Consider the following 24,282-nt stretch of genomic DNA (forward strand, 5'->3'; position numbering starts at 1 on the left):
CGACGGTGCGGGCAGGCGCATCCGGTCAGCGTCAGGCATGCTTGGCCGCATGTCGGTGGATGTCCTACTGCAGTCGATCCCGCCCCTGGCGGTCTATTTGCTCGTCGGCGGGGTGATCGGGATCGAGAGCCTGGGCATCCCGTTGCCCGGCGAAGTCATGCTGGTCGGAGCCGCGCTGCTGTCGTCGCGCCACGACCTGGCGGTGGACCCGGCCGGGGTTGCGGTGGCGGCCGTGGTCGGTGCGGTGATCGGCGACTCGATCGGATATTCGATCGGGCGGCGCTTCGGCATGCCGCTCTTCGATCGTCTGGGCCGGCGGTTCCCCAGCCATTTCGGTCCCGGCCACGTCGCCTACGCGGAACGGTTGTTCGCCCGCTGGGGCACCAGTGCGGTGTTCTTCGGCCGGTTCATCGCGCTGCTGCGCATCCTGGCCGGGCCGCTGGCCGGGGCGTTGAAGATGCGCTACTCACATTTCCTTGTCGCCAATGTGACCGGCGCGATCTGCTGGGCCGGCGGGACCACGGCCCTGGTGTACTACGCCGGGATGGCCGCTGAGCACTGGTTGTCCCGGTTCTCCTGGGTCGCGTTGCTGGTCGCGGTGCTCGCTGGTGTCATCGGCACCATCGCGCTGCGGGGGCGCATCGGTGCGCAGATCGCCGAGCTGGAAGCGCAGCATCACCACGAGGCCGAGGCCGTTCAAGAAGTCGCCGACTAGGGGTTGTCGCCGCGCCGTCGGCGGAGCATGGTGGAGGGGGACCGGCGGCGCCGCCGGGGCGTCGCCACCGATCACCCGGAGGCCGTCATGTTCGCGCGCGCAACCACCATTCACGCCCATCCTTCCTTCCTTGATGAGGGGATCACCCATGTCCGCAGTGTGGTGATGCCGACCCTGGCCGACCAGGACGGCTGCGCGGGAATGTCCATGCTGGTCGACCGCGACGCCGGCCGGTGCATCATCACCTCCTCATGGCTGGACGAGGACACCCTGCGCGGCAGCGAGGACAGCGCCCAGCAGCTGTGCGACCGCGCCAGGGAGATCTTCCACGCCACCGCCGAGATCACCCGTTGGGAGATCGCCGCGGCACGCCGTGATCACCGGTCCCGCCGCCACGCCGGCGTGCGGGTCACCTGGCTGCGGACCGATCCGGCCCGGTGCGAGCGGATGATCGACACCTACAAACTGGCGCTGATGCCCGAGATGGCCGACCTCGACGGCTTCTGCAGCACCACTTTGCTGGTGGACCGGCCCTCGGGGCGGGCGGTGTCCTCGATCAGCTTCGACGACCGCGCGGCGATGGTGGCCAGCCGCAGCGGGGAGCAGGCGATCTGGGCCAAAGCCGTCAACGACGCCGGCGCCGAGGTGCTCGAGGTCGCCGAGTTCGACCTGGCGATCGCGCACTTGAACGTGCCGGAGATGGTGTAGCCCTTCGTCAGCCGTAGTAGGGGTGGCCGCACGCTAATCTTTGGTCGCGGCGCGGTGCCGCCTTTGCTAGGAGGTCTCACCCATGCGGTCTTTCAGCGTGGCCGTGGTCGTGACGGTTGGCGCCATGTTCGGTTGCGTGCCCGTGGCTGTGGCGGCCCCGAAGGATTACTGCGCCGAGCTCCAAGGTGGCAATACCGGCCGCACCTGTGAGATCCAGCTCTCCGAACCCGGCTACCGCGTCGACATCAGCATTCCGCTGAACTACCCCGACCAGAAGCCGGTCGCCGAGTACGTCGCCCAGACCCGCGAGGCGTTCCTCAACGCGGCCAAGTCCGGCGCGCCTCGCAGCACGCCGTACGAGTTGAGCATCAAGCCGACGGAATACGGCTCGTCGATTCCCCCGCGCGGCACCCAAGCGGTGGTGTTCACGGTGAACCAGAACGTCGGCGGGGCCCAGCCCCAGACCACGTACAAGGCGTTCAACTGGGACCAGACCTACCGCAAGGCGATCACCTACGCGGCCGCCCCGGACGACAAAGAACATGCGCCGTTGTGGCAGGTGGACGATCCGCTGAAGACCGTCGCCCCGATCGTCCAGGCGGAGCTGCAGCAGCAGTTGGCACCGTCGCCCGCACAACCGGAACAGTCGACGACGACCACGTCCACCACGGCGCCACCACCGTTGCCGTTCGCGCAAGCCGCGCTGTACGACCCGGCCAACTACCAGAATTTCGCGGTGGTCAACGACGGGGTGATTTTCTTTTTCGACCAGGGCGTGTTGTTGCCCGCCTCGGCCGGGGCCGTACATGTGCTGGTGCCCCGGTCGGCGATCGACCCGATGATCGCCTGAGACCTGCGCAGTGCGAGTGATCCGGGCCGGCGAGATCTGTCGCGGCGGCCCGGTGATCCAGGTTGGCAGTGGGCCGAGCGAGCGATCCCAATCCGGTCGCTCCGGCGAACGCATACCGCACCGCCAGAAACGACGTTCGATTCGCGACCCGGGCCTTGACGTGTCAGATCCCGGCCGGGGTGGGTCGCCTGAAACAGAAAAACCACCTGCCGTGAGGTGGTTTCCTTGTGGTCCCGGCTGGGATCGAACCAGCGACCTTCCGCGTGTGAGGCGGACGCTCTCCCCCTGAGCTACGAGACCGGATGAACGAGGACGAACACTAGCACGCCCGGTCCCCGGCGCCCCAACGCGCAGGCCGATTTTCGCCCGACTCGCCGAGCTGACAGGCCAAGTTGTGTTGTCTCACATCATTGGACTAATGTTCTGCTTCGCGACGGGCGACGATCTCGCTCGTGGCACGCGGATGTAGCGCAGTTGGTAGCGCATCACCTTGCCAAGGTGAGGGTCGCGGGTTCGAATCCCGTCATCCGCTCGAGGGTGTCAAGTGGCATCAACCCCTTGCGGTGGAGTGGCCGAGTGGTGAGGCAACGGCCTGCAAAGCCGTGCACACGGGTTCGATTCCCGTCTCCACCTCCGTTCCTTGGCTCTAAGCGCGGTTAGCTCAGCGGGAGAGCGCTTCCCTGACACGGAAGAGGTCGCTGGTTCAATCCCAGTACCGCGCACCACGTTCGACGCAGGTCAACCCGCCTAATCGGCGGCACGGCCAGCACGCGGGACCTGAATAGGACCTGACCCGGTGGCAACCCGATAGGGGCCACCATGACCGACCACCCGGTCGACTCCACATTCCACCGCTGCTGCCGCAGCATCGGTGGCCACGGCCGCGACTGCCCGCACGGGCCAGCCGCGATCTTCGCCGCCGCCGAACGTGAGCGGGCCAGCGCACCGGCCGCCGAGGCCGACCACGACGTGACCGTGGGCGCCGCCACCGCCAACGGCCGCGGCTACCGCGCCGCCTGCCGCACCTGCGGCTGGACCAGCCCCGGCCAGTTCGCCGAGGACACCGCCCGCCGGCTCGCCGCCGAGCACTACCTCGCGGCCGACAACAGCGACGACAGCGCCGAGCTGGCCGCCGCGATGGACCGGCACCCCGCCGGCCGCGCCCGCCGCCACGAGGCAGTCATCACCGCCGCCGGCGGGCAACTGCACGCCGGCTGCTCGGGCTGCGGATGGACATTCACAGGCCCCATCGGCCGCGAGGTCGTCACCGAGGCCGCCGGCCACGTCGAGGCCGCCCAGGTGCTCGGCAGCCTGGGGGTGACCCGATGATGGCCGCGGTTGTCGGCGCCGCATGGCATGGTGCCCGTATGGCTCGCTTCCTCGCCGGCATCGTCGCCGTCTTGCTGACGGTCGCCGCACCGGCCGGCGCTGACCCCGGCCCAGCGCCGGCACCACCCGGGCCGGGTGGCGGCTTCGGTTCCGGGTGGGCGCAATGTGGCGACCGGCTGGTGCCCGCCGACCCACGAGTCGACATGTCCAACCCGCTCGGTGGGCTGATCTACCGCCGAATGCTGGCGGCGATGTGCGGGAACGAGGCGGCCCAGTGACCGCGGTAACGATCCTCACCACCAGCGCACCCGACCCGGCCGACGCCGACCCCCACCGCGGATGGTGCGGTGCCACCGCAATGGTCATCGGCGGCACCGTCGCCGGCGAAGCCTGGGAGTTCCACGACACGGACGGCACCGTCACTCACGGCGCCGAACTGACCATCGACGGCTACGACGGCCGGGTCCGATTCTTCGAGGCCGCCACGCTGCGCGACCTCGCCGCCGTCGCCACCGCGCTGGCTGACCGACTAGACAAGGCGACGCCGCACACGGACAAGGGAAGCGAATGACGACTCTGCGAACCATCGACATTCCAGGAATGCGCGAGCGTAAGGTAGGCGGTACGCAACATTTTCAAGACCTGTTCGATGCGCTGCCATTTGGGCCTCTACACATCACCCTTGAATCGCGGCCAAATGACGTAAATCCGTTCGCCGTCGCCGCCCTGCTTGACGATGGTCAACAAATAGGATGGCTATCCGTTTGGTCGAACGACCATACTTTCTTCTGGATAACTGAAATGCACGCCGCAGGAGTCCGGCCGCGCCTTCTGGGCCAGTGCCATACAGGAAGTACTAGCTATCTGGATTATGGCCACGGTTACTCCGAGCAGGGCGGGCTACCCGAAGATGAAAAATTCGTTCACGCCCTAACGCCGACCTACGATGACATCATCGCAGGCATAGGCACTGATCGATATGAAAGGTGGAACCATCAGTTTGAAGTGCAGGCGCGTGACCCCAATCGGCCTTACGACGAACGGACCTGGTGGGCACACTGCGCTTGCGGATGGCAGACCGACGAAGATTACCCAAAGAAATTCGACGCTCTCAGTTGCGTAAGGGCACACCGAGACGGCGTGTATGAAACGGAAGTTCGTCACGGCAAGCTAGATTGAGCGCATCATGGGATATCGATAGCGCTCCGCATACGGCGTTACGTCGTTAGACGCGCGTCGGCGGTGGGCGACCAGCCCGTTACCGCAAGACCCGATGAACCATAGTCTCGGCCGCGGCTTCGACCTGCGCTGGCTCACCATTAGCCGCAGGGTCAAATTTCAGCCTATGGAACTGGACGAAGTTTCCGTCACTTTGTTCTCTCGTATGGATCGAGTTTTCTTGGACGACGAGCGCGATCTGCCTACCGTGGTTATCCACGACTACCGCGTCACCGCACTGCACAATTCCGATCGGGACCAGCTCTGTGTTGGGAACCATACGATCAAGGCTAGGAGATGGCGACGACAATCCGTGGGGATGATGACGCGCAGGCGTGTCTTGCCCTAGCAATCAGTCGGCATGGTCCAGCAACCCAACCGCGGCCGTCGCTCCCAGCGCCAGAATCGGCGGCCGCGCCCGCCTCTGCGCTTCGAGGTACTGGCACCGCGCCTCCAGCTCGGCCACCCGGGCCACCAGGGCGCCCACCGTCCGCACCAAACCGGCCCGCGACACCCGCCGGCGCCGCCACCCCGGAAAGTTCCGCGTTTTGCACGCGGAGGCACGCACTATGACGGCCTCGGCAGAGCGCACCCCGGTGGGGGTCGCCACCCCTCGGCGGGCGCGCTCACTGCGGCTCGACCCGGCCGGCGAGCACGTCGGCCGGATGAAGTTGACTGCGCCGCCGCGGCTTCGGTGCCGCACGCTTCGCCGCGGCTGCTGCCGCGGCCTCTGCCGCCGTCTTGGCGGCGTGATGCGGTCGGCACAAGCTTTGCAGGTTGTCGAGGTCGTACGGGTCACCGCCGAGGCTTGCCGGCGTGATCTTGTCCACGGCGTGCGCGTCGTTGTCGCAACCAGGCGCAACGCATTGGTAGTTGTCGCGGCGCAGTGCTCGCTGTCGTACCTGTCGCCATTTCCAGCCGGTTGTCACTCGGCTCGATGCTGTGCGGCCTCCACGGTTCCAGCCGTGTGTCGCCCGCGTTTGGTTGTTGTCGTTCATCGTCAGTGTTCACCTGTTCGGCGCAGCGTTGACAGTTCCCGTTCCATGCGCTGCCGTGACTTGGCGCAGTCGGTGCAGCGGCCGGCGTGGTCGGTGTCGCTGGTGCGCGTCAAATATCCGCAGCGATCGCAATAGCGCCAACCTGTTGGCGCATCGTGGACTATCTGTTCGCGTGGTTTCAGTGCTGCCATGTGGACGTCCTGGTTGCTGCCGGTCGGTCCCTGCCTGCACCTTGCGGGGGCCGGTATCGGGTGGGGCCGCCCGGTATGGCTGGGCGCCCCCTGGTCGTTGGTGTCGGCCCACGGGGCGCCCCGATAACGGGCTTCCAAGTACGCGCCCCGTGGGCCGGTGTCCTGGTGGGGCCACCCCGGCCAACCCGCTGCGGTGCGGTCGGCCGGGTGGCCCCAGGTCGGTCGGGCCATCGCGGCCCGACCGTGTAACCCCCGGCCCAACACGGAGGGGAGCCTGGCACCACAGGCTTGGGCCGGACTGACTCGGCCGCAACCTGTTTGGATGGTGCCCGGCCCCGATAGTCGGGCTGGAGGTCACGCTTGTGGGTGGCCCCACCCGCCACCGGGCACTGGGCGGGGTTGCGCCTGCCAGGCTTAACGGGTGGGGCCACGATCATGGGGCGGTTATCCCTCGGTGCCGCTGCCGTCGTCGCCGCCGGCGACGGTGAACCGGCCGACACGTTCGGGGCGTACCAGGTTCCAGCCGATGCGCCACGTTGCGCGCAGCACGGTGGCGTCCTCGTGGAACCGGGCGTGGTCGGACTGCGCCACCTTGACGTCGCCGACTGCGGCCGCGATCGCGGTGCGGTCGATCACCAGCCCGGTGTTGGCCGGGATGAACGGCGACCGCAGCACCGGCAGCGACAGCAGCATGGGCTGGGCGTCGGTGGTGCCGGCACCCAACAGGCTCTCGTTGGTGTTGACACCGCCAACCTTCAACTTGCGGATGCGCGCCCAGGACTGCGGATCGAGAACGATCACCGAGGGCGTCGCCCGATTGCTCTCCAGCTCGGCGAGCAGGTCCACGAGGGCGTCCAGGTTGTCGGTGATCGGGTCGCCGTCCACCAGGCCGGTAGCGTGCAACAGCCCGGTCGGGGCGCCGTCCTCGCCGTCGTCGCCGAGGTAGCTGGCGTCGGCCTTGCGGACCAGATCGCGGGCTACCGACGTGGCGACCTGGCCGGCGGTCTCATCCTGGTGAAACTGCTCATTGCTGAGCGACACCAGCCGCGAAATCTTCTTGGTCTTGACCAGCACCTCGTCCAGGCCGGGGGCCTCGTCGTCAATCTCGGTGCCCTCGGCGACGTACTCGGCGGCCGCGGCATCGTTGACGTAAGCAACATGCAGGCTGGGCTGGTCGCCGTTGATTTCACCGGAAACGGTTGCGGTCTGCAAGATCAGCGCGTCGGGTACGGTGTCGGCCGGCGCGAAAGTGGTGGTATCGGGCCGCCACCCGTAGGCGGCGTCTGTGGTGCGAATAGGCGTGGTTGCCATTGTGAAACTCTCCAAATGTGTTCGGTCGCAGCCTAATTGACTGTTCCGCATGTCCACCGTTGGAAAGTCGAGCGGTTACGCTCTGGCACTTCGGTGCGCGTCCTCTACATCAATTTTACCGAATACCGCTGGCCCGGTTCAAATTCCGGTGACCCGGGCCAGCGGCATCCCCCCGGCCCTGGTTAGCGGTCTGCCGGCCCGAACGCCGCCGACCACGGGTCCCGGCGGGGCTGTTCCGGTGCTGAGGCTCCCGACCGCATTCCAACCTGCCGGTGAATCGTCGGCCGCTGCACCCCCAGCTCGTCGCGGGCCTTCACCACCGCCGCCGCGATCGCCTGCTGGTTGGGTTGCCCGTCGTCACCGATCAGGCTGTCCAGATCGGCGACGGCCAGCACGGCCGCCGGCTTCAGCCCGGTTGCGGTGATCGCGGCCTCGACCGCCGACCGGCGGTAGCCGGCCACCTGCTCACGTAGCCGGGTGACTTCACCGCGGGCTTCCTCGAGCGCCGTTTCCGCTTCCTGCGCCCGTTGCCGGTAGCCGGCGGCCCGCCCCCGTGTCGATTCCTGCGGCTGTGCATCCTCGTCGCGGCCGTTCCCCGAGTCGGTGGTGTCTCCGGTACCGGATTCCGGTGTGGGGCTTTCCAGGGCCTCGCCGCCGACCTCGGTGTCGGCCGTGGCTGTCGTCGCTGTCGTCGCCGTCGTTGTCTCGCTCATCAGTTACCCTCCCCCGCAACGCTTCCGGCGTTCCGTTCCAGCCATGCGGCCCGCAACTCATCCTGCCCGGCAACCAACTGCAACAGGCCCGCCGCCATCGCGTACGCGCCATCCATCGACAACGGCAACACAACCTCGCCGACCCGCTTGTCGGCGATGTGAACCGCGGCCACGTCCACACCATCGACATAGCCGGCATAGGTGAATTGCACGTCGGCGGGCTGTAACTGGATCGCCTCGGCGCTGGCCCGTAGCGGGTACATTTCCGGTTGCTCCGGGTTACTCATCGCATCCTCCTCGTTGCGGTCGCCGCACCCCGGCGACCGTGTTTGCGTTCTGGCTGGCCGAGCGGCGGCGCTGGGCATCGAGGCGGCACCGCCGACACTGCCGGTGCTGGCCGCGACGATCGGTCCAGGTGTAAACGTTGGCCGGATCATCAAGGGGGTGGTCGCGGATGCAGCGGACCTTGGCCGCGTTCTCGGCAGCGACACCCCGCAGCGGCCGCCCGGACCACCGACCGCCGCTCACGCCGCCACCCGCTTCTTCGACCGGCCCCGCCCCCGCGGCCCCGCCGGCTCATCATCGACGCCATCGGCGTGGCCGCCGAGGTCGTCACCGAACTCACGCTTGAGCGCCTCACTGAACCGGCCCAAGTGATACCCCCGGCGATGCCCCGTCGAACACAACGCACCCGCCGGCGCCGCGCACCGCCGTTCCGGGCAGACCACGCCGAGCACGTCGGCCTGGAGCCGCTGCGCGATCCGGTACGCATCGAACGGCCGTAGCCGGCCCCCACGGTCACCTCCGGTGCCGGACGCCACCGCTGCTGTCGTCACCACGGTCACGGCGTGGATTGCCCAGCGGGCCGCCCGGCGCCGGCGCCCCGCTGCACCTGCCCACGGCGCCGGCGGTGACGCCACTCCCGCATGTGCCGATCCCACGCCCCCTGGTCGAAATCCTCGTCCAGCGCGCACAGCGGCAACTGCCCCAACATGTCGCGGAACTCATCCGGCAGGGAACCAAGCCGCTCATGCTCCGGGACCGCCGTGTTCAATGGCGAGCCGTTCAACTTCGCCCATTCCCATTCGGCTTCGTCATCGAACAGAAACCAAAATCCCTCACCAGTACGAGGGTCCTTCATCGCCACCATCATGTGATCGGCGAATCGTGAAACTGTCCGCGTATCCAACGACATAATCAGATCCTTCCTACCGGGGTAATTCCAGCCTAACTAATGCAGAGATACCCGGCAATTTTCAGCAGCGCGACCGTTTACGCGCATCAAATACCGACACATCCGGGTCCTCGCTGTCCAAATCAGCGCACCCCAAGACGGCGTCGATTTCCAGCCATCGCGTTTTTCCGATAGCCCACCCGCCGGGGCCACACTCGGCCGCGACCCGCTTCGCCTCGGCGAGGTTCCCGGCGACCGAGTGCTGGCAGACCAGTTCAACCCCGCCGCCAAGATCACCCTCCACGTCCCAGTCGAACACCGCCACCGGGCATCCATCCGGGTCGATCCACACACCGTCATGTGGGTCGCACATCGGGCAGTCGTTGGACTGCCAAACCTGATGCAGCGCGTCGGCGGTGCGGGGTAGTTCTCGATTCTGTTCTTGTCCGGGCGCCGCCCCGCGGGCGCCGTCAGGCGCCGCGGAGGCGGGATTGTCAGTCTTGACAGACTTGACATACTTGTGGGAATCACCGTTTGTGCTGGTCAAAGCACCGGCCGTGTCCACCTGGGTTACCGGTTCTGTCCACCCGGGTGTCCGATCCTGTCCACCTGGGGTACCGATCGTGTCCTCCTGGCTGGACATATCCGCCGCTGCGGGCGGCGCTTCTGTCCACCCCTCGGCGGCCTCGGCCGCGGCGGCGTCCTGGTGATCCAGGAAGTTGGTCACCGACGCGATCGCACCGGCCACCGTGGGCAGGCTGCCGGCCTGGTGGTGTCCCCAGCAGCGGTCAGCGAGCCGGGCCGCTTCGGCGTGGCCGGCCCGTGCGTATGCCGCGGTGTAGATCGGGATCGTGAACTCGTCCCGGGTGATCTGCTCGGCGGCGAGCCAGTCGGCGATCGCCTGTCGACGCTGCTGTTCGGCGACTTCACATTCGTACCGATATTCGGCATCCCGCCATTCTCGCACTGTGTCGAGCCATTTCTTTTCGGCAGCCTGCCATAATTCGACCCGGGCAGCCCGGCCGAGGATTGCGTATTCGTTGGCGCCGGGCCGTTGTTCCACGGTCCAGTAATTCAGGCTGGCTAATTCAGTAACGGCGCGTCGAATTGTGCGCGGCGTGGCGCCGATCAGTCGGCCCAATTCTTTCTGCGTGGCTTTGAATCGGCCGTTGCTGCCCATTTTGTCGATTGCGGTGATGCAGCCCAGCAGGCCGGCCGCCGGCGACACCGCCGGGTCGGCGGCGATATCGCGGCACCAGTCGAATTTGGACTGGTTCGCTGCCCTGCGGGCGGTGCGCCGGTCGGCGCCGTCCGTCGTCTTGATCGCGGTCACGAGGTGGTCTCCTTCGTCTTGCCGGCAGCGGCGGCCGCCGCGCCGTAGTCGGCGAACTCCTGGTATTCCGGGTCGGCGGTGTGCAGCCAGAGCTGGTAGCCGATCGCAGCTTCGGCTTCGGTGGCGGCGTCGGCGGCGTCGCCGACCACCCGAGCCAGTGCCGGGGCGTCACGGAGCTGTTCGGCGGCTTGGGCGGTCGCCGACGCGGCAACGATCAGCGCATCGAACACGGCCTCGAGGGTGCCGAGGGCACTCATGCGGCACCGCCAACGGCCGCGGTCGGGATGGGCCGCAACACTGCCTCGAGGTCGGCAATGCGGATACGAACAGCGCGGCTGTTCCCGAGCTTGTAAGCGGGGAGCCGACCATCGGCGATCATGTTTCGGATGGTGCGGCCGGTTACGCCGAGGTAGGTGGCGGCGCCGGCCTGGGTGGTGAAAGCCGGCGCGATGCGCTCGGCCGGCCGGTCAGGTTTGCGAACGGCGGGCATGGTGATGCTCCTAGCGATAGACGTGTGGGCTATCGCTGAGCGCCACCAGAGTCCCCACCTGATCCGGGACTGATGCGCCTCAGCTGGACGGACGCGACCGCCTCGGGCGAACTGGCACAGTGGGCCAACGGCTTTCGATCAAACAACTATGGTGCGCGTTGGCGGGTGCTCGCGCTGGTCAGGTAGGCCAGACTTGAGTGGAACACCTACATCCATTCTAGGAAAGCTGCGGCAGTGCAGCGAGTTTCATGGTTGGTTGTCGAGCAACGCCGACAGCGCCGCCGCGATCCGCTTGTCTGCGCCGATCGCCGCGTGCTGATAGCGGAGAGCAGCCTGCGGGGTGGAATGCCCTAGCCGGCCCATCAGCTCGGCCAACGTCGCGCCCGTCGCAGCGGCCAGCACCGCGCCGGAATGACGTAGGTCATGGAACCGGAGGTCGGGGCGGCCGGCTGCCTCCCGGGCCTTGTAGTACCAGCGGTTGAACGACCCGGGCGCCAGGTGCCTGTTCTCCCCCGTCACCGCCGGGAACAACAAAGCGTCAGCGCCGGCCCCGACATGGCGGTCCAGGTGCTCGGCGACGGCCGGCACCAGGTGCGGCGGCACGTTGACGTCGCGGACACCGGCGGCGCTCTTGGGTGTGGTCACCTCGTGTTGACCGCCGCGGACCCGGACCACGCCACGCCGGATGCGAACCACACCGGAATGGTCCGCGGCGGTCTCTCCGACGCGCACCTGGACATCACCGCGGCGCAGCTCCGCAATCTCCCCGAACCGCATCGCGCACCACGCGCCGAGCACGATGGTCAGCCGGTACGGTTCCGGCATCGCGTCGGCGATCGCGGTCAACTCCGGGATGGTGGCCGGCCGGATCGGTGTCGCTCGCTTCGCTGAGCCGGCCCCGCGGATCACGCACGGATTCGCCGCCGCCTTACCGTCCCGTACGGCGTCGCCCATGATGGTGCGGGCCAGCGCGTAGCAGTGAGCGCGCATCGTCGGCGCGTCCGGTAGCAGCCCGGCGTGCCATTTGCGGATGTCGTCGGCAGTGATCGCAGCGACCGGCAGGGCGCCGAGCGCCGGCAGCAGATGCACGTCGAGGAGCCGGCGGTAGTGCTCACGGGTGCGGGTCTTGAGGGTCCGGTGGCCGAGCCACTGCTCGGCGTAGGTGGCGAACGTCAACCGTGGCGCCGGCCGGTCGGTTGCGTCCGGTGGCATCCACTGGCCTTTGACGATCTCGGCGTGCCGCAGTGCGAGCCATGCCCGGGCGTCCTTCGTGGTCAGGAACAGGGTCGGGGCCAGGTGCCGGCGGCCGTCAGGTCCCACGTAGCGTGCGCGGTAACCCTTGGCTCGTTTGTCAACGGAGCCGAATGTGCCTGGTGTGCGGGTCTTTCGACCTTCGCCGCGGACCACGGGCGCCTCCTGCCGGGACCTCAATGGGACCTCAGACACTCTACAGCGTTGCCGTTGCGTTCCTCGCCGTTCCTGCTACACTGTTACGTGTCTGCGCAGGTAGAGCCACTATTTGAGCAGGTCAACCCGGTAAACCGTAAACCCACACCGGGCTGGTTCAATCCCAGTACCGCGCACCACGATTGATGCAGGTCAGAGCATGTTTCTAGCCTCGCAATCGCCCGATATGGGCCACATGTGGGCTAATGGGTTCCAATCGGTGTAGCTGGCTCCGAACCGAAGGAGCCGCCATGACCACCACGAACGAAAACTTGTCAGTGGGCAGTGCCACGCTGCCGACCATGACGAACACACACATCACCAGCACCGACCACATCCGCATCCCGGCAGGCGCGGTGAGCGTCACCGCCTGGGATGGTGACGCGCGAGACTTCACCGTGTCGGAACGGCTGGTCGAGGTCGAGCAGAGCCGGGCCTTCTTCAGCGTCGAGGCTGCCGGGACACAGTCCGCCAGCGGTGCCGTCGTCCGGCATGTGTGGGTGACCTTCAACCAGACCGACATCCTGGGCGCGCCGCTCACGGTCAGCCAGGCACGGCAGATCGGCGAGGCGCTGATCGCAGCCGCTGAGGAGCTGGAGCAGCTCGGCGTCGAGGCGGTGGGGCCATGAACGGCGATGAACAGCAGCGGGACGACGCCGCCGAACTTCGGCGATTGCGTAGCGAGTACGTGCGCCGGATGGAACACCATCCGCCGAGCACTTGGCCGTCAGACCTGTTCCGCGCCGTTAATGCGGTCGTCGAACTTCACTTCGGAAGCGGAGCGGCCCGGGTCACGCCGGTCGGCCGGCCCCGGCTGTCGGTCGTCAGCGATACGGTGCGGCCATGAAGCGACTCATCCTCGCCGTGCTCATGGCAGCCACGGTCATCATGACCGGAGCTGCCCACGCCGACCCGGCCGGCAACGCCCAATTTGTCGCCTGCTCGCCGCCGGGAACACGCCCGACACCTTGGAGTCGTCGGTGACGGTACGCCAGGTGCTGGGGCCGGATGCGACGGCGGCTGATGCGAGGGTGTACATCCGGTCGGTGGTCGCGGGGCAGTGCCCGCAGTACTTGTGGAGGTGGTGACGCGGGCCTGGCAGCACGAAAAACGGCCCTCAGCGAGATGCTGGGGGCCGTTTTTGCTGGTGCCGTCAACTACTGGGGAGGGCTCCCCAACTCTGTCGATTTACACCCTCGTTCGCACACACGAACCTTGATATGAACCGTCACGGCTTCGTCCCCGTACCCACCTTGCTGCTGGGCATCTTCCCGCCATTCAGCCGGCCCGCCACATCGCGTACATGTTGTCTTCTCGGACATAAAGCCGACCGTACTGAAGACCCGCGTGGAACCATTGCCGAATGGTCAGGAAGATTGCGGACCTGCGGGCCACCACAGACGAACAGCTGATACGAGAGCACGACAAACGTGCTGAGAACACCGTTGTCGGCACCGGCTACTACATGGATGAACTGAACCGCAGAGATGCGGTGAGGGCGCAGGAAGCCAGCTACAACCTGGCCAGACGAGCCTTCTGGCTCACCGTCGCCAACAGTGTCTTGGCCACCGTGTCCGCGGTCGTGGCCGTCGCCGCGATCATCTTGTCGCGCTGCTAGGGGCGTTTTTCGTGGTCAGATGATGTTTGCTGGCAGTGTTTGCTGGAGCCCCGCCCCGCCTGGCGGAGTTTGCTGGCGTGTTCGAACAGTTGTTCGTATCGAACTCGTGTTCGCATATTCTATGCATAAAGTTGCGGGGAACCGTACATGAAGAATTGTCGGTTGCGCCCCGTGGGAAACCGGCCACCCGGGGGCGGGGTTTGCTGGAGGCCTGTTTACGCTGGTCAAGACGTTATTCACTGTTGCCCGACACGCCCTATCCATTTGGATAACCTGCCGCATAAACCGTCGATTTATGCATGAATATTCATGCGAATCGAATGGGTGTGCGTCGAATATTCGTTCGCTTCGCAGTATTGCATAGGTTATCGAGTTAGCTATGACTTTGCTGGAGACTGAGGCCGGCCGGGTTCATCACGCCCAGCCGGACCTCAGTCGGGTGTGCGCTACGCGGGCGAAAGGTTCCCGCGCGCAGGCGCACGGCTCTTAGCTGCCGACCACGCCGTCGTCGACGGTGAACTTGCCCAAGCGGTCGGGACGCACGACAGCCCAGCCGATCGACCAGGTTGCGCGTATCACCACGGCGTGCGAGGTGAACGCGGCGTGCTCGCTCACCGCGACCTCGATGGGGCCGACGGCGCTGACGATCTGGGTGCGGTCAGCCACTAGCCCGGTGTTGGCGGGCAGCCACCGCGAGCGCAGCACGGGCAGGCTCAGCAGCATGGGTACCGCGTCGGTGACGCCGGCACCCAACAGGGACTCGTTGGTGGCGGTGCCGCCCACTTTGAGCTTGCGCAGGTTCGCCCAGGTCTTCGGGTCGGCGATGATGGAGCTGGGCCGCGCGCCGTTGTTCTCCAGCGTGGCAATCAGATCCACCAGAGCGTCCAGGTTGTCGGCAACCTCGCCGCCATCGACCACGCCGGTGACATTCAGCAGGCCGGTCGACGGCTGGTTGGAGGCATCGCCCAGGAAAGCGTTGTCGGCCTTCTGGACAATGTCTCGCGCGACGGACTGCGACACCTGGGCTGCGGTCTGCTCCTGCCGGTACTGCTGGGTTGAGAGGGTCACCAGCCGCGCGATGCGCTTGGAGTGCAGGACCACCTCGTCGAGGTCGGGCTCGTCGCTGCTGATCTCGGCTGCCTCGGACACGTAGCCGGCGCTTTCGGCGTCGGTCACGTACGCGACGCGCACGCTCGGGGTGTCACCTTCGATGGAGCCGGCCACCGTCGAGCACTGCAACAGCAGGGCGTCAGGCACCACATCGGGCGGGGAGAAGAAAGTGCTATCTGGCCGCCAGGGGTAGTCGGCGGTCGCGGTCGTCAGAGTCATGATGTATTTCCTTCGGTCGGCCGCAGGCCCCGCAAAAGCACAAGGCGGCAGCCTGCGAAAACTGGTGGTTTTCAGCGGCTGCCGCCTGGGCTAAGACCGGCGCGCCACCTGGGCGCGCAGTCCCATTCTAGCAGTTGCGGGCATCAGGTGGCCGGAACGCATCAGCGAACGTCGGTTCTGGCCTACTCGACTCGATACGGCCGTTGCCGCGAACGCTGGACGTGGACTCGGTGACCGAAGCGGGCTTGCGCCAATGGGGCTTGGCCTCCAGTGCCGCGTCTATCGCCGCGTCGAGCTTGTCGGCGTCGACGCTGAGGGATTCATTGAGCAGGTCCGGCAGCGTTGTCGTTGACCAGAAATCGCGCGGGTCCGCGAAATGCTTGGCCGCCTCGGTGTTGACGATCCGCTCATGGGCGGCCGCCAGCCGCTTGGCCATGAAGTCGCGTTCTGCCTCGACTTCCCGCAGACGCACACGATATCTCGCGGCCTCAGCGTTACTGCTCTCCGGCGCGTCAGCCGGCGACGTGGTGTCCACGGCTTCAGTCGACACCTCGGGGGTGTCGGTTGCCTCAGTGGTCATTTCGTCAGACATCGTTGTTCCCTTCTTCGGTTTCATCGGCTGCGAGCTGCAGAACGTGGCGACGCAGGAGCTCCAGCCCCTCGGGGGTGTCGGCCCCCATTCCTTGAGCAATCGTCAGGCCGGCAGCGTGCAATAGCTGCGGATACCGCTCCAATTCCTCGGCCTCATTGGCGATCTGCACCAACGAGTCGATGTTGTCGGTCGCGGCAGCAACAGCCAGGGCGGCCACGCGGCGGTAGTCGCCATGGTTGAGTTCGATGTCGTTCATTCGTGTTTTTCCTTTCTGCGGTGGATTGCGGGCTAGTAAAGGTCGTTGCTGCCGAACAGTGTCCCGACGGCCGACCACATGGTTTGCAGCGTCCGAACTGCTTGGCCTAGTGGGTCTTCCTGCTCGGAGTCGGTACCGATGGTCACCTCGAATGTCTTCGGGGTGTCCTCGTCGTAGTGCATGCGGATCGCGTTGAACTGATCGGTGTAGAGCAGTCCGTCGATCTCAAACAGCGCACGCGTGCCGAGGTCGAAGTCGTAGTACACCGAGTAGGGGCGCCGGTTCCAGATGCTGACTTTGAAGGCCTGGTAGGGGCGAGTCTTCCAGTGGCCCTGGCGGATCGTGAGCGCCGAGCTGATCGTGTAGGCCGTCCCGCCACCCTCTTGCGTGAAGTATTCGAGGTAGCCGAAATTGCCGCTGCTGATCTCGCGTAGCGGATCGGTGTAGCGCATGAACGCCAGCAGCATGTTGTCGAATTGGCCCTGGTAGACCTCTTCGAGTCCTGAGCCTTGCGGTGCGGGGCCGGTGGAGTGGCCGTATCCGTCCACGTTGGTGATCTGGAATTGCGACAGTCCGAGCTTGATCCCGAACGTCTGCAACTGGTTGACCCAGCCCGGGCTCTTCCCGCCCACCAGGATCGACTTGGCCTTGCTCTTGAAGACCGCGCGCTCACTGGTCTTGATCGGTGACGTCGGCGTGGAGTCACGAAACACAATGCTGGGCTTGATCGGCGCGATACCCAACAGGTCACGGATATAGGGCGGCACAGGGCTGTTGGTGCGCGGGTCGATGGCGTCGGCGTCGGCGAATTCGTACAGCAGCTCACTGATCAGGTCGTCTGCCGTGGCCGCCACCAGGTTGATCGCGCCGTCCACTGCCGTGCCGGTCAAGCCCACCACACCCGAGTTGTCCTCGACGGCAAGCACAATGCACGCACGACCGGGCCGCGCTGCCTCCTGGCCGATCAGGTCGGCCAGCTCCGGGTGCGGCGAGTCCTCATCCTCAGGCAGCCACGTGTACGCCCGCACGTTGCAGCCGGCGTCCTTGAGCATTCCCGCCGTGGTGTCGTGCGCCGGGGACCAGCGCGTGGCGATCACCGAGAAACGGCTGGTGTCGGTGAACGGATTGACGAACTGCATCTGAATCGGCCAGTTCAACGGCGACCACAACGACGCATCCGACAACGGCCTGAGCCACGCGCCCGGGTTCACGAAGTTGTCGATGATGCCCAGCGGCGGCCAGAAGATCCGCGCCAGGTTCACAAAGCCCGTGACCGACACGATGGTGCGCGTGTTGCCCGGCAGCACCCACGCCTTCAGGGGCTGGATCTCGGGCGCAAACCAGGGCGTGGCCGCGAAATACAGGTGCTTCCAGTGCTCGCGGTTCTCCGCGACGTCGAAGTGCAGCTCGTGCAGGCCCTGCTCGGTGCGCACGTTGCGCACGGCGGTGACCTTGCCGCCCCAGCGCCACCGCCAGTTCCGGTTGTTCGGGTAAGGGTCGATGGTGATGTTCAGGTCGTCGTTCGCGCGGACGTCGGTGCGCAGGAACTTGTTGATCCAGTCCGAGCCGCGTAACACGATGGAGCCGGTGCCGGTGTCGTGAAGGCGCTGCTCGACGTCGACGGACTTCTCGCCGCCGATGCGGCCGATGAAGTTCATGTCCTTATCCCACAGCCGGATCAGCGGGCGGGCGCGGGACTCGGCGTCCTTGACCAGGCGCTTGGCGTGGGCGTAGCGGTAGGCCGAGATGGGCGCACGCAGCGGATCAGGGACGCCATTCTGGCCGATGGGGGGGAATTTGAAGGCCATGTCAGTTTCCTTCCGGGAGCATCGGGTAGCGAACGAGCTGGTTGTACGCGTGGAGCGCGCCTGCCAGGTCGCGGATATCGGCCGCGTCGAGGTCGTACGGACCCAATTCGATGTGCAAGCCGCTGGCCTGGTCGGTGATGACGCGGATGGGCAGACTGCACCAGTCGTCGGTCTCGCTGATGCGCGGTTCGACGTAGCCGCACTCGACGATGACTTGCCGGCCGTACTCGGCGTCGTCGTGCGAGCGGTCAGCGTCGAGGATCGGGAAGTTGGCTTGGGTGGAGCTGTATTCGGCCATCAGTTGCCTTTCTGGTTGTCGATTGCGCGGCACTCTTCGCAGGAACCGGCCGCGATGGAGTCGGGACGTTGCAGCGGTGTGCCGCATGTACAGGTGAGTGGTGAAACCGGTGAATGTGGTGAATCGTCGTTTTCACTGTTTTCACCACATTCACCAGTCACCGGTGCATAGATGCCGTGACATGGCTTGTCGATCCGGTCGGCGGCGTAGAGCTTGGACAGCACATTGCCAGCCAGCTTGTTGTCGATCTTGAGATGTTTAGCCAGATCAGCGGGGGTAACGGACTCTCGACTGTTGACGAACTTGAGCGCTTCACCAGATCGTTCGCCGAGGTTCTTTGTTTCCCTCCGGGTCTTGGCCTCGGCAGCCGCTTCAGCCAGGCCGGCACCCGAAAGGGTCCAGGCGCCCTCGGTGGTGGTGAATGCGTACTCCCCCTCGGGTGCGTCCCGGCCGGTCACCTGCAGCGTGGCCTCGCTACTGCCGCGTGCTCGCCTCAGCACCAGCACGTAGTCGGCAGACCCGGCGAGCCCGAGTGTTCCCGACAAGTCGTCCACGAAGTCGTCTGACGATGCTTTCCTCGTGTGGTGGACGCCGAGTAACGCCGACCCGGGGAACTGGTCGACGACGTTTTTGAGAGCCACCCCGGCCTGATAGTCGGCGATGTAGGGATCGTCGCCGCGGCGACGCTGGGGCCGCGCCCGTCCGAGGGTGTCCAAGACGATCAGGCCGCCGCGATTCCCTTCCAGCCACGCGGTGACCGTAGGGATGAGCTGACCCGGCTGAACCGCAGTCATGATGTGCAGCAGGTACGGCGGCAAGCCGTCACCCCAGACGGCCCGGATTCGGGACTGTAGCCGCCGCGGTGAATCCTCAAGCGCGAGCAGCAGTACATGCCGTTGCGCGACGGGGATCTTCCCGAACGCTCGGCCACCGGCCGCGACGGCTAGCGCCAGGTTTAGCACCCACCATGATTTCCCAAGCTTCGGCGGGCCGGCGACGATGCCGAAACCCTCCTGCACGAGGCCATGAACGAACTGCACGAGATCTGGGAACACTTCATGGTGCAGCTCGGCGGCGGTGATGAGACTGGCCAGGAGATCGGCCGGTGCGCCGTAGTGGTCTGACGGATCTTCGGTGAGCGGCGGGATGCCGTCGTAGGGGTCGCTCATGCGGACACCTCTGCCCGTAGGCGGCACACTGGACCCCGGAGCGCGGCAACTGACTTGGGATGCGTCAGGGGTCTCCGGCAATTCACGCAGCGACACGTCGACTCGGACTGCTCAGCCTGGGTGGTGTTCGCGATTTCAGATCGCACGCTCATCGCAACCCCCCTAGCACCTCAGCGGGGATGATGGCCTTGAAGCCGGCCGCGGTCAGGTGAGCCACGGTGCGCTGCCAGGCGTCGACCTGGTGCTCGGTCAGCGGTATAGCGTCGTAGTGTCGCCGCCATGGATCTCCACCGGGCACGCGATTAGACGCGGCGCGGCGGCGCTTCAACCCCTCGACGTAGCTGCGAGCGTTAGACTGGGCGACACTGGTGAGTGTTTTGGTGGCGGTCCCGTTGGCGAGCGGGGCCGTTACTTTTTTGGGTGGACCCCCGGTTGTTGCGATGCTCATGCGGCACCCCCAAACGGGCGCATAGCGGCGTCAATCTCGTTGAGATCCACGCGGACAAGGCGCGACCCGCTGCGGTAGCCGGTGAGTCGGCCGTCGGAGATCATCTGCCGCACAGTGCGGTCAGTGACACCCAGGTAGTCGGCGGCGTCCTTGAGTTTGGCGTAGCGGCGTGTGATTGCCATATAGATCAGCTCCAGGAAGTAGCGTGGACGCTGATCGAGTTCGATTGCGAGGCCGGCCGATTCGGACCTATGCGGTACGAGCCGTCCGCAAAGGAACTGAATCAGCTTCTTGCGGAGGTGACCGTTTCGGTCCTGTGAACCGCCGTTTCGGCGAGCCTGGGTTAGCCGTTTCGGCTACGCCCGCCCAGGGTCGGGACATGCTTGCGCCAGCTTTCTCGCGCAAGTCCAGTATTACACGAGATTCCGCGAAATCTACGACATCCGCGCTTAACTCCGGGCGTGTCAGCCGTTGGCGGCGAGTTTGGATAACAGTGCAGCGATCTCACGCCCGCGTTGCTTCGATGCGTGTTGGTACTTCATTGCCGCCGCTGGGGTTGAATGGCCGAGCCGCTCCATCAGCTCGGCTAGCGTGGCACCCGTCGCCGCGGCAAGCACCGCGCCGCTGTGCCTGAGGTCGTGAAACCGTAGGTCTGGTCGGCCAGCCGCGGCGCGCGCCTTGTAGAACCAACGATTCATCGTGGCGGGCGCCAGGTGCCCACCGTTGATCGCCGGGAACAGTAGCGAATCCCGTCCGGGACCAACATGTTTCGATAGGTGATCCTCGATAACTGGGAGCAGGTGGGGCGGAATTGAAACATCGCGAATGCCGGCGTCGGACTTCGGCGTGGTGACTTTGAACTGACCGCCGTCGACACGGACCACGCCTCGCTCGACGCGCACGATTTCCTCGGAAAGGTCGACGTCCCTGCGGCGCAGCTCGGCCAGCTCGCCGTACCGTAGCGCGCACCACGCGCCAAGCAGGATCATCAGCCGGTAGGGCTCGGGCGTGTTGGCGGTGATCGTTTCGAGCTGAGGCAGGGTGGCTGGACGGATTTTGTGTACCCGATGGGCGGTGCCCGCTCCCCTAATCACGCAGGGGTTGGTGTTGATCCGGCCATCGGATGCGGCGGTGCCCAGGATCGTTCGCAGCAGGCCGTAGCAATGCGCCCGCAGCGTCGGGGTGCCGCTGCCCATCTTCGTATGCCACGTGCGTACGTCGTCGGGCGTGATCGACCTGAGTGGTAGCGCGCCGAACGCTGGCAGCAGGTGCTTGTCGAGCAATTTGCGGTAGTGCTGGCGGGTTCGGTCCTTCAGGTCGCGTTGCGCAAGCCACGTCTCCGCATACTCGGCCAACGTAACCGGGCTCGCCTTGACTTCGTTGGCCTCCGGCGGCTCCCACGCCTGCCGAATGATCTCGGCCTGCCGCAGTGCCAACCACCCGCGCGCGTCCTGCTTGGTCAAGAACAGCGTCGGTGCGGTGTAGCGGCGGCCGTCCGGACCGCGGTAGCGGGCACGGTGGCGTCCGCTAGGCAAGGTCTCGACGGCGCCGAACGCGCCAGGTGTCCGCTTCTTGCGCTTGGTTGCCGTCATCTCGTCGCCTCCGCGCGATAGATGGTTGGGTACTGGCGTGGGCTAGCGTGGGCCAGACTTGGGCTAACAAGACTGTATAACGTTTCCGCTTGCTTCCGCGACATTCCAGCGGTACTGTCCGACGTTAGCGCAGGAAAACCATTGAATGCGCTGGTCAAGTAAACAGAGTCAGCAAACCGATTGGACTGGTTCAATCCCAGTACCGCGCACCAGGTTTGACCTGCAGTTCATGGCCAAACAACCCGGCGCGTTCCAGACCCGTGCCAGATGGGGATAGTGGGTCCGGAGGTCCACGAATAGTAGGCAATTCGCCACAGTTGTGTCGTGGCGTCCGCCGGCCGCTCCTGGCGAGCAGTCCTGACCTCCGCAGGGCGGCTCCGTCGCAGAAAACACTCGTCGTCGTGCGGCACACAATTCTGGTTCGAGAAAAAACCGCTCTCCCTATCAGTCACGGCCGTGCTGGACCAGCTGGGTTCGGTGCTCGAACGCCCTGCGGTTGCAATCGGATCTGCTGCTATTCCCAGAGCCTGGGCAGCACAATCGGCAGCAGCGCCCCCGTAGGCTGGCAAGGTAGCGAAAGGTGGACCCTATGAGACCGGTTGTCGTCCTGTCGGTATTGGCCCTGCTGTCCGCCGGTGCGTCGTCGGCGTGTACGACCCGCACCGAATCGCCGAAGGCGCCGACGTCGACCGAGACCCCCAGCACGACCGAAACCAGCTCGGCCGCACCGAAAGCCACCGGGCATATCGGCGACACGCTGACGCTGACCCGCGCCGACGGCAGCACCATCTCCGTCACGTTGGAAGGGGTCATCAACCCCGCGACCGTCACCCCCGCCGGCGGTGACCCGGGCGCCACCTACATCGCGACACGGCTCAAGATCGCCGATCCCGGAACAACAGACATCGACGGCGACGTCAACATCAACGTCTCGGTGTTCGGTTCCGACGGCCAGCGCTACACCGCGGATCTGAACAACGTCAGCGAATGCACCAACTTCGAATCCGGTGTGTTCCATCTCGCCCCGGGCGAATCGGCGATCGGCTGCGTGGTGTTTGCGCTGCCGCACGGCGTCACCCCGACGAAGGTCAAGTACGCGCCGTCGTCGGGGTTCGCCTACGACTTCGGCGAATGGTCGCTGTCGTAGCCGAACCGTTCAGGTGGTCAACCAACGGTTGACGTCGCGCCATCGTCAACCTACAGTTGACGGCATGGCCGATCCGACTCCGCTCACCCCATCCGTCCGCCTCGACGACCTGATCAACGCCATCACCGGCGTGCACGACAATCCCCTGGAGCAGTTGACCGACGCGGTGTTGGCCGCCGAGCACCTCGGCGAGGTCGCCGATCACCTGATCGGGCACTTCGTCGACCAGGCCCGCCGTTCCGGCGCGTCGTGGACGGAGATCGGCAAGTGCATGGGTGTCAGCAAGCAGGCCGCGCAGAAGCGGTTCGTCCCGCGCCCCGAGGCTGCCACCCTCGACGCCGAACAGGGCTTCGCGCGTTTCACGCCACGGGCCCGCAATGCGGTGGTGGCGGCCCAGAACGCCGCCCACCGGGCGCGCAACGCCGAGATCACCGCGGAGCACCTGGTGCTGGGCCTGCTGCAGGATCCCGACGCGCTGGCCACCGCTTTGCTCACCGCACAGCACATCGACCCCGGCGCCGTCGCGGCCGCCGTCACGCTGCCGCCCGGCGAGGGTGAACCGCCCGCGTTGATTCCGTTCAGCGGCCCGGCCCGCAAGGCCCTGGAGCTGACGTTCCGCACCGCACTTCGCCTCGGGCACAACTACATCGGCACCGAGCACCTGCTGCTGGCCCTGCTGGAAGCCGAAGACGACACCGGGCCGCTGCACCGCGCCGGCGTGGACCGGGAACGGGTCGAAACCGACCTGGCGCATGCCCTGGAGTCGATCGCCGCCAACACGACGGCCGGCGGGTCCACCGCCGGGAACTGACCGTCGCGAGCAAGGCTGGTGCACCGGTAACGGTGATGTGCCATCATGCCCACAAGCAACTGAAGAAGGACATGATGCATCGCTGGATTCTGGCCCTCGTCACCTCCGTCGTCACCGCGTTGGCCGTGGTGGCCCCGGCCCCCGGACACGCCACGCCCACGACCACGCCGGAGGCGCCCATCGGCCGTCTCGGTGACACGCTGCGCATCCAGTACGCCGACGAGGCCTTCGGCCCGATCGTCGCCGATGTGACCGTGCATGACGTGGTGCCCAGCGAGATCCCGCCGGGCTGGGGCCAGAACGGCACGCCGCGCTGGCGCGCCCAGGGCGGTCCGTGGCGGGCGAACATCACGATCCACCCGGTCTCGGTGCCCAACCCCTACATCATGGCGGCCTCGACCACCTTCGACGGTGTCACGCCCGGCGGCGATGCCTACGTGTCCAAGCACACCGATGACCCGACCGCCCTGGACGCGGTATTGACCAACGCCCCGCAGGGCTCGACCGTCAGCGGCGGGGTCTACTGGGATGTCTACCGGGGCCTGGTCACCCACGTGGTGATGTTGTCCCGCAACACCGGGCTGCGCCTGGCGCAGTGGAATTTGTGAGCTAACCGCCGGGCTAGATACGGCGGCCCAGCTTCGGCTCTCCTCCGTGGAGCCTCGCTGATATAGGTCGAGGTAGGTCCTTCACAAACGCCTCCGGAGGTGTCAGGAAGGGATCTGTAAGTGATTCCTT

33 protein-coding genes and 4 tRNA genes are annotated in these 24,282 nt (G+C 66.1%); 16 read left to right on the forward strand and 21 right to left on the reverse strand.

Annotated elements, in window-relative coordinates; all coding sequences use genetic code 11:
* Window positions 1–49: 49 nt before the first annotated feature.
* The 3 genes from A5694_RS03215 to A5694_RS03225 all read left to right on the forward strand — a co-directional run bounded on the left by A5694_RS03215 (window position 50) and on the right by A5694_RS03225 (window position 2,273).
* Window positions 50–715, forward strand: a complete 666-nt coding sequence (locus tag A5694_RS03215; RefSeq protein WP_064920439.1) for a DedA family protein — start codon at window positions 50–52, stop codon at window positions 713–715.
* 87 nt (window positions 716–802) lie between these two features.
* Window positions 803–1,423: an antibiotic biosynthesis monooxygenase gene (locus A5694_RS03220; RefSeq protein WP_064920440.1), complete on the forward strand. Its 621-nt coding sequence runs from the start codon at window positions 803–805 to the stop codon at window positions 1,421–1,423.
* Between the two features lie 82 nt (window positions 1,424–1,505).
* The gene (locus tag A5694_RS03225) at window positions 1,506–2,273 is read left to right on the forward strand and encodes an esterase (protein WP_082952479.1); all 768 of its coding nucleotides are present in this window, start codon (window positions 1,506–1,508) and stop codon (window positions 2,271–2,273) included.
* A 228-nt stretch (window positions 2,274–2,501) separates the two neighbouring features.
* On the opposite strand, the gene A5694_RS03230 is transcribed toward A5694_RS03225, so the two are convergent.
* Window positions 2,502–2,573: transfer RNA gene (locus A5694_RS03230), tRNA-Val, on the reverse strand.
* 159 nt (window positions 2,574–2,732) lie between these two features.
* On the opposite strand from A5694_RS03230, the gene A5694_RS03235 reads away from it, so the two are divergent.
* From A5694_RS03235 to A5694_RS23575, 7 genes are all read left to right on the forward strand, one after another.
* Window positions 2,733–2,805: transfer RNA gene (locus A5694_RS03235), tRNA-Gly, on the forward strand.
* Between the two features lie 30 nt (window positions 2,806–2,835).
* Window positions 2,836–2,906, forward strand: a tRNA-Cys gene (locus A5694_RS03240).
* Window positions 2,907–2,923: 17 nt separating this feature from the next.
* Window positions 2,924–2,998: transfer RNA gene (locus tag A5694_RS03245), tRNA-Val, on the forward strand.
* A gap of 94 nt (window positions 2,999–3,092) precedes the next feature.
* Window positions 3,093–3,602, forward strand: a complete 510-nt coding sequence (locus A5694_RS03250; RefSeq protein ID WP_064920406.1) for a hypothetical protein — start codon at window positions 3,093–3,095, stop codon at window positions 3,600–3,602.
* A gap of 38 nt (window positions 3,603–3,640) precedes the next feature.
* Entirely contained in the window at window positions 3,641–3,880 is a 240-nt protein-coding gene (locus A5694_RS03255) for a hypothetical protein (protein WP_064920407.1), read from the forward strand.
* Window positions 3,877–4,173 (forward strand): hypothetical protein, encoded by a 297-nt coding sequence (locus A5694_RS03260; protein WP_064920408.1) that lies wholly within the window; start codon window positions 3,877–3,879, stop codon window positions 4,171–4,173. Before A5694_RS03255 ends, A5694_RS03260 begins: the two co-directional genes overlap by 4 nt.
* Entirely contained in the window at window positions 4,170–4,781 is a 612-nt protein-coding gene (locus tag A5694_RS23575) for a hypothetical protein (protein ID WP_131809485.1), read from the forward strand. The genes A5694_RS03260 and A5694_RS23575 overlap by 4 nt, the downstream gene beginning before the upstream one ends.
* A gap of 391 nt (window positions 4,782–5,172) precedes the next feature.
* On the opposite strand, the gene A5694_RS23890 is transcribed toward A5694_RS23575, so the two are convergent.
* The 11 genes from A5694_RS23890 to A5694_RS03315 form a co-directional block, all read right to left on the reverse strand.
* On the reverse strand, window positions 5,173–5,334 hold the full coding sequence (locus A5694_RS23890) for a hypothetical protein (protein ID WP_165605181.1): 162 nt from the start codon (window positions 5,332–5,334) through the stop codon (window positions 5,173–5,175).
* Window positions 5,335–5,446: 112 nt separating this feature from the next.
* Window positions 5,447–5,818 (reverse strand): HNH endonuclease, encoded by a 372-nt coding sequence (locus tag A5694_RS23580; protein WP_131809487.1) that lies wholly within the window; start codon window positions 5,816–5,818, stop codon window positions 5,447–5,449.
* Between the two features lie 635 nt (window positions 5,819–6,453).
* Complete coding sequence (locus A5694_RS03275; RefSeq protein WP_064920411.1) at window positions 6,454–7,320, reverse strand: phage major capsid protein; 867 nt, start codon at window positions 7,318–7,320, stop codon at window positions 6,454–6,456.
* A gap of 182 nt (window positions 7,321–7,502) precedes the next feature.
* Window positions 7,503–8,033: a hypothetical protein gene (locus tag A5694_RS03280; protein WP_064920412.1), complete on the reverse strand. Its 531-nt coding sequence runs from the start codon at window positions 8,031–8,033 to the stop codon at window positions 7,503–7,505.
* Complete coding sequence (locus A5694_RS03285) at window positions 8,033–8,320, reverse strand: hypothetical protein (RefSeq protein ID WP_131809488.1); 288 nt, start codon at window positions 8,318–8,320, stop codon at window positions 8,033–8,035. Before A5694_RS03285 ends, A5694_RS03280 begins: the two co-directional genes overlap by 1 nt.
* Window positions 8,321–8,557: 237 nt before the next feature.
* A complete protein-coding gene (locus tag A5694_RS03290; protein ID WP_131809489.1) occupies window positions 8,558–8,869 on the reverse strand; it encodes a zinc finger domain-containing protein in 312 nt (103 codons plus the stop codon).
* Between the two features lie 5 nt (window positions 8,870–8,874).
* Window positions 8,875–9,228 (reverse strand): hypothetical protein, encoded by a 354-nt coding sequence (locus A5694_RS03295; RefSeq protein ID WP_131809491.1) that lies wholly within the window; start codon window positions 9,226–9,228, stop codon window positions 8,875–8,877.
* A 61-nt stretch (window positions 9,229–9,289) separates the two neighbouring features.
* Entirely contained in the window at window positions 9,290–10,540 is a 1,251-nt protein-coding gene (locus A5694_RS03300) for a hypothetical protein (RefSeq protein WP_064920416.1), read from the reverse strand.
* The gene (locus tag A5694_RS03305) at window positions 10,537–10,797 is read right to left on the reverse strand and encodes a hypothetical protein (RefSeq protein WP_064920417.1); all 261 of its coding nucleotides are present in this window, start codon (window positions 10,795–10,797) and stop codon (window positions 10,537–10,539) included. Before A5694_RS03305 ends, A5694_RS03300 begins: the two co-directional genes overlap by 4 nt.
* Complete coding sequence (locus A5694_RS03310; RefSeq protein ID WP_064920418.1) at window positions 10,794–11,030, reverse strand: helix-turn-helix domain-containing protein; 237 nt, start codon at window positions 11,028–11,030, stop codon at window positions 10,794–10,796. The genes A5694_RS03305 and A5694_RS03310 overlap by 4 nt, the downstream gene beginning before the upstream one ends.
* Window positions 11,031–11,276: 246 nt before the next feature.
* The gene (locus tag A5694_RS03315) at window positions 11,277–12,437 is read right to left on the reverse strand and encodes a tyrosine-type recombinase/integrase (protein ID WP_064920419.1); all 1,161 of its coding nucleotides are present in this window, start codon (window positions 12,435–12,437) and stop codon (window positions 11,277–11,279) included.
* Window positions 12,438–12,727: 290 nt separating this feature from the next.
* Here A5694_RS03315 and A5694_RS03320 point away from each other — a divergent pair, with 290 nt between their 5' ends.
* From A5694_RS03320 to A5694_RS03330, 3 genes are all read left to right on the forward strand, one after another.
* A complete protein-coding gene (locus tag A5694_RS03320) occupies window positions 12,728–13,105 on the forward strand; it encodes a hypothetical protein (protein ID WP_064920420.1) in 378 nt (125 codons plus the stop codon).
* Entirely contained in the window at window positions 13,102–13,323 is a 222-nt protein-coding gene (locus tag A5694_RS03325) for a hypothetical protein (protein WP_064920421.1), read from the forward strand. The genes A5694_RS03320 and A5694_RS03325 overlap by 4 nt, the downstream gene beginning before the upstream one ends.
* A 516-nt stretch (window positions 13,324–13,839) precedes the next feature.
* Window positions 13,840–14,094 carry a hypothetical protein gene (locus tag A5694_RS03330; RefSeq protein ID WP_064920422.1) on the forward strand — a complete coding sequence of 85 codons (255 nt, stop codon included), beginning with the start codon at window positions 13,840–13,842 and terminating at the stop codon, window positions 14,092–14,094.
* Between the two features lie 486 nt (window positions 14,095–14,580).
* On the opposite strand, the gene A5694_RS03335 is transcribed toward A5694_RS03330, so the two are convergent.
* The 9 genes from A5694_RS03335 to A5694_RS03370 all read right to left on the reverse strand — a co-directional run bounded on the left by A5694_RS03335 (window position 14,581) and on the right by A5694_RS03370 (window position 21,586).
* The gene (locus A5694_RS03335; RefSeq protein ID WP_064920423.1) at window positions 14,581–15,423 is read right to left on the reverse strand and encodes a phage major capsid protein; all 843 of its coding nucleotides are present in this window, start codon (window positions 15,421–15,423) and stop codon (window positions 14,581–14,583) included.
* 127 nt (window positions 15,424–15,550) lie between these two features.
* Window positions 15,551–16,039, reverse strand: a complete 489-nt coding sequence (locus tag A5694_RS03340) for a hypothetical protein (protein WP_131809493.1) — start codon at window positions 16,037–16,039, stop codon at window positions 15,551–15,553.
* The gene (locus tag A5694_RS03345; RefSeq protein ID WP_064920425.1) at window positions 16,008–16,271 is read right to left on the reverse strand and encodes a hypothetical protein; all 264 of its coding nucleotides are present in this window, start codon (window positions 16,269–16,271) and stop codon (window positions 16,008–16,010) included. The genes A5694_RS03340 and A5694_RS03345 overlap by 32 nt, the downstream gene beginning before the upstream one ends.
* A 32-nt stretch (window positions 16,272–16,303) precedes the next feature.
* Entirely contained in the window at window positions 16,304–18,079 is a 1,776-nt protein-coding gene (locus tag A5694_RS03350) for a hypothetical protein (protein WP_064920426.1), read from the reverse strand.
* Between the two features lies 1 nt (window position 18,080).
* Window positions 18,081–18,377: a hypothetical protein gene (locus A5694_RS03355; protein ID WP_064920427.1), complete on the reverse strand. Its 297-nt coding sequence runs from the start codon at window positions 18,375–18,377 to the stop codon at window positions 18,081–18,083.
* Window positions 18,377–19,546: an AAA family ATPase gene (locus tag A5694_RS03360; protein WP_064920428.1), complete on the reverse strand. Its 1,170-nt coding sequence runs from the start codon at window positions 19,544–19,546 to the stop codon at window positions 18,377–18,379. Before A5694_RS03360 ends, A5694_RS03355 begins: the two co-directional genes overlap by 1 nt.
* A complete protein-coding gene (locus A5694_RS25220; protein ID WP_428844251.1) occupies window positions 19,543–19,698 on the reverse strand; it encodes a DUF6011 domain-containing protein in 156 nt (51 codons plus the stop codon). Before A5694_RS25220 ends, A5694_RS03360 begins: the two co-directional genes overlap by 4 nt.
* 292 nt (window positions 19,699–19,990) lie before the next feature.
* Complete coding sequence (locus A5694_RS03365) at window positions 19,991–20,176, reverse strand: excisionase family DNA-binding protein (RefSeq protein ID WP_064920429.1); 186 nt, start codon at window positions 20,174–20,176, stop codon at window positions 19,991–19,993.
* 282 nt (window positions 20,177–20,458) lie between these two features.
* A complete protein-coding gene (locus tag A5694_RS03370) occupies window positions 20,459–21,586 on the reverse strand; it encodes a tyrosine-type recombinase/integrase (protein WP_064920430.1) in 1,128 nt (375 codons plus the stop codon).
* Window positions 21,587–22,175: 589 nt separating this feature from the next.
* On the opposite strand from A5694_RS03370, the gene A5694_RS03375 reads away from it, so the two are divergent.
* From A5694_RS03375 to A5694_RS03385, 3 genes are all read left to right on the forward strand, one after another.
* Complete coding sequence (locus A5694_RS03375) at window positions 22,176–22,733, forward strand: DUF4352 domain-containing protein (RefSeq protein WP_234786560.1); 558 nt, start codon at window positions 22,176–22,178, stop codon at window positions 22,731–22,733.
* A gap of 64 nt (window positions 22,734–22,797) precedes the next feature.
* Window positions 22,798–23,544 (forward strand): Clp protease N-terminal domain-containing protein, encoded by a 747-nt coding sequence (locus A5694_RS03380; RefSeq protein ID WP_064920432.1) that lies wholly within the window; start codon window positions 22,798–22,800, stop codon window positions 23,542–23,544.
* A 74-nt stretch (window positions 23,545–23,618) separates the two neighbouring features.
* Entirely contained in the window at window positions 23,619–24,152 is a 534-nt protein-coding gene (locus A5694_RS03385; RefSeq protein WP_064920442.1) for a hypothetical protein, read from the forward strand.
* Window positions 24,153–24,282: the final 130 nt, after the last annotated feature.

This window comes from Mycolicibacter sinensis, assembly GCF_001667945.1.
GTDB classification, from domain to species: Bacteria; Actinomycetota; Actinomycetes; order Mycobacteriales; family Mycobacteriaceae; genus Mycobacterium; species Mycobacterium sinense_B.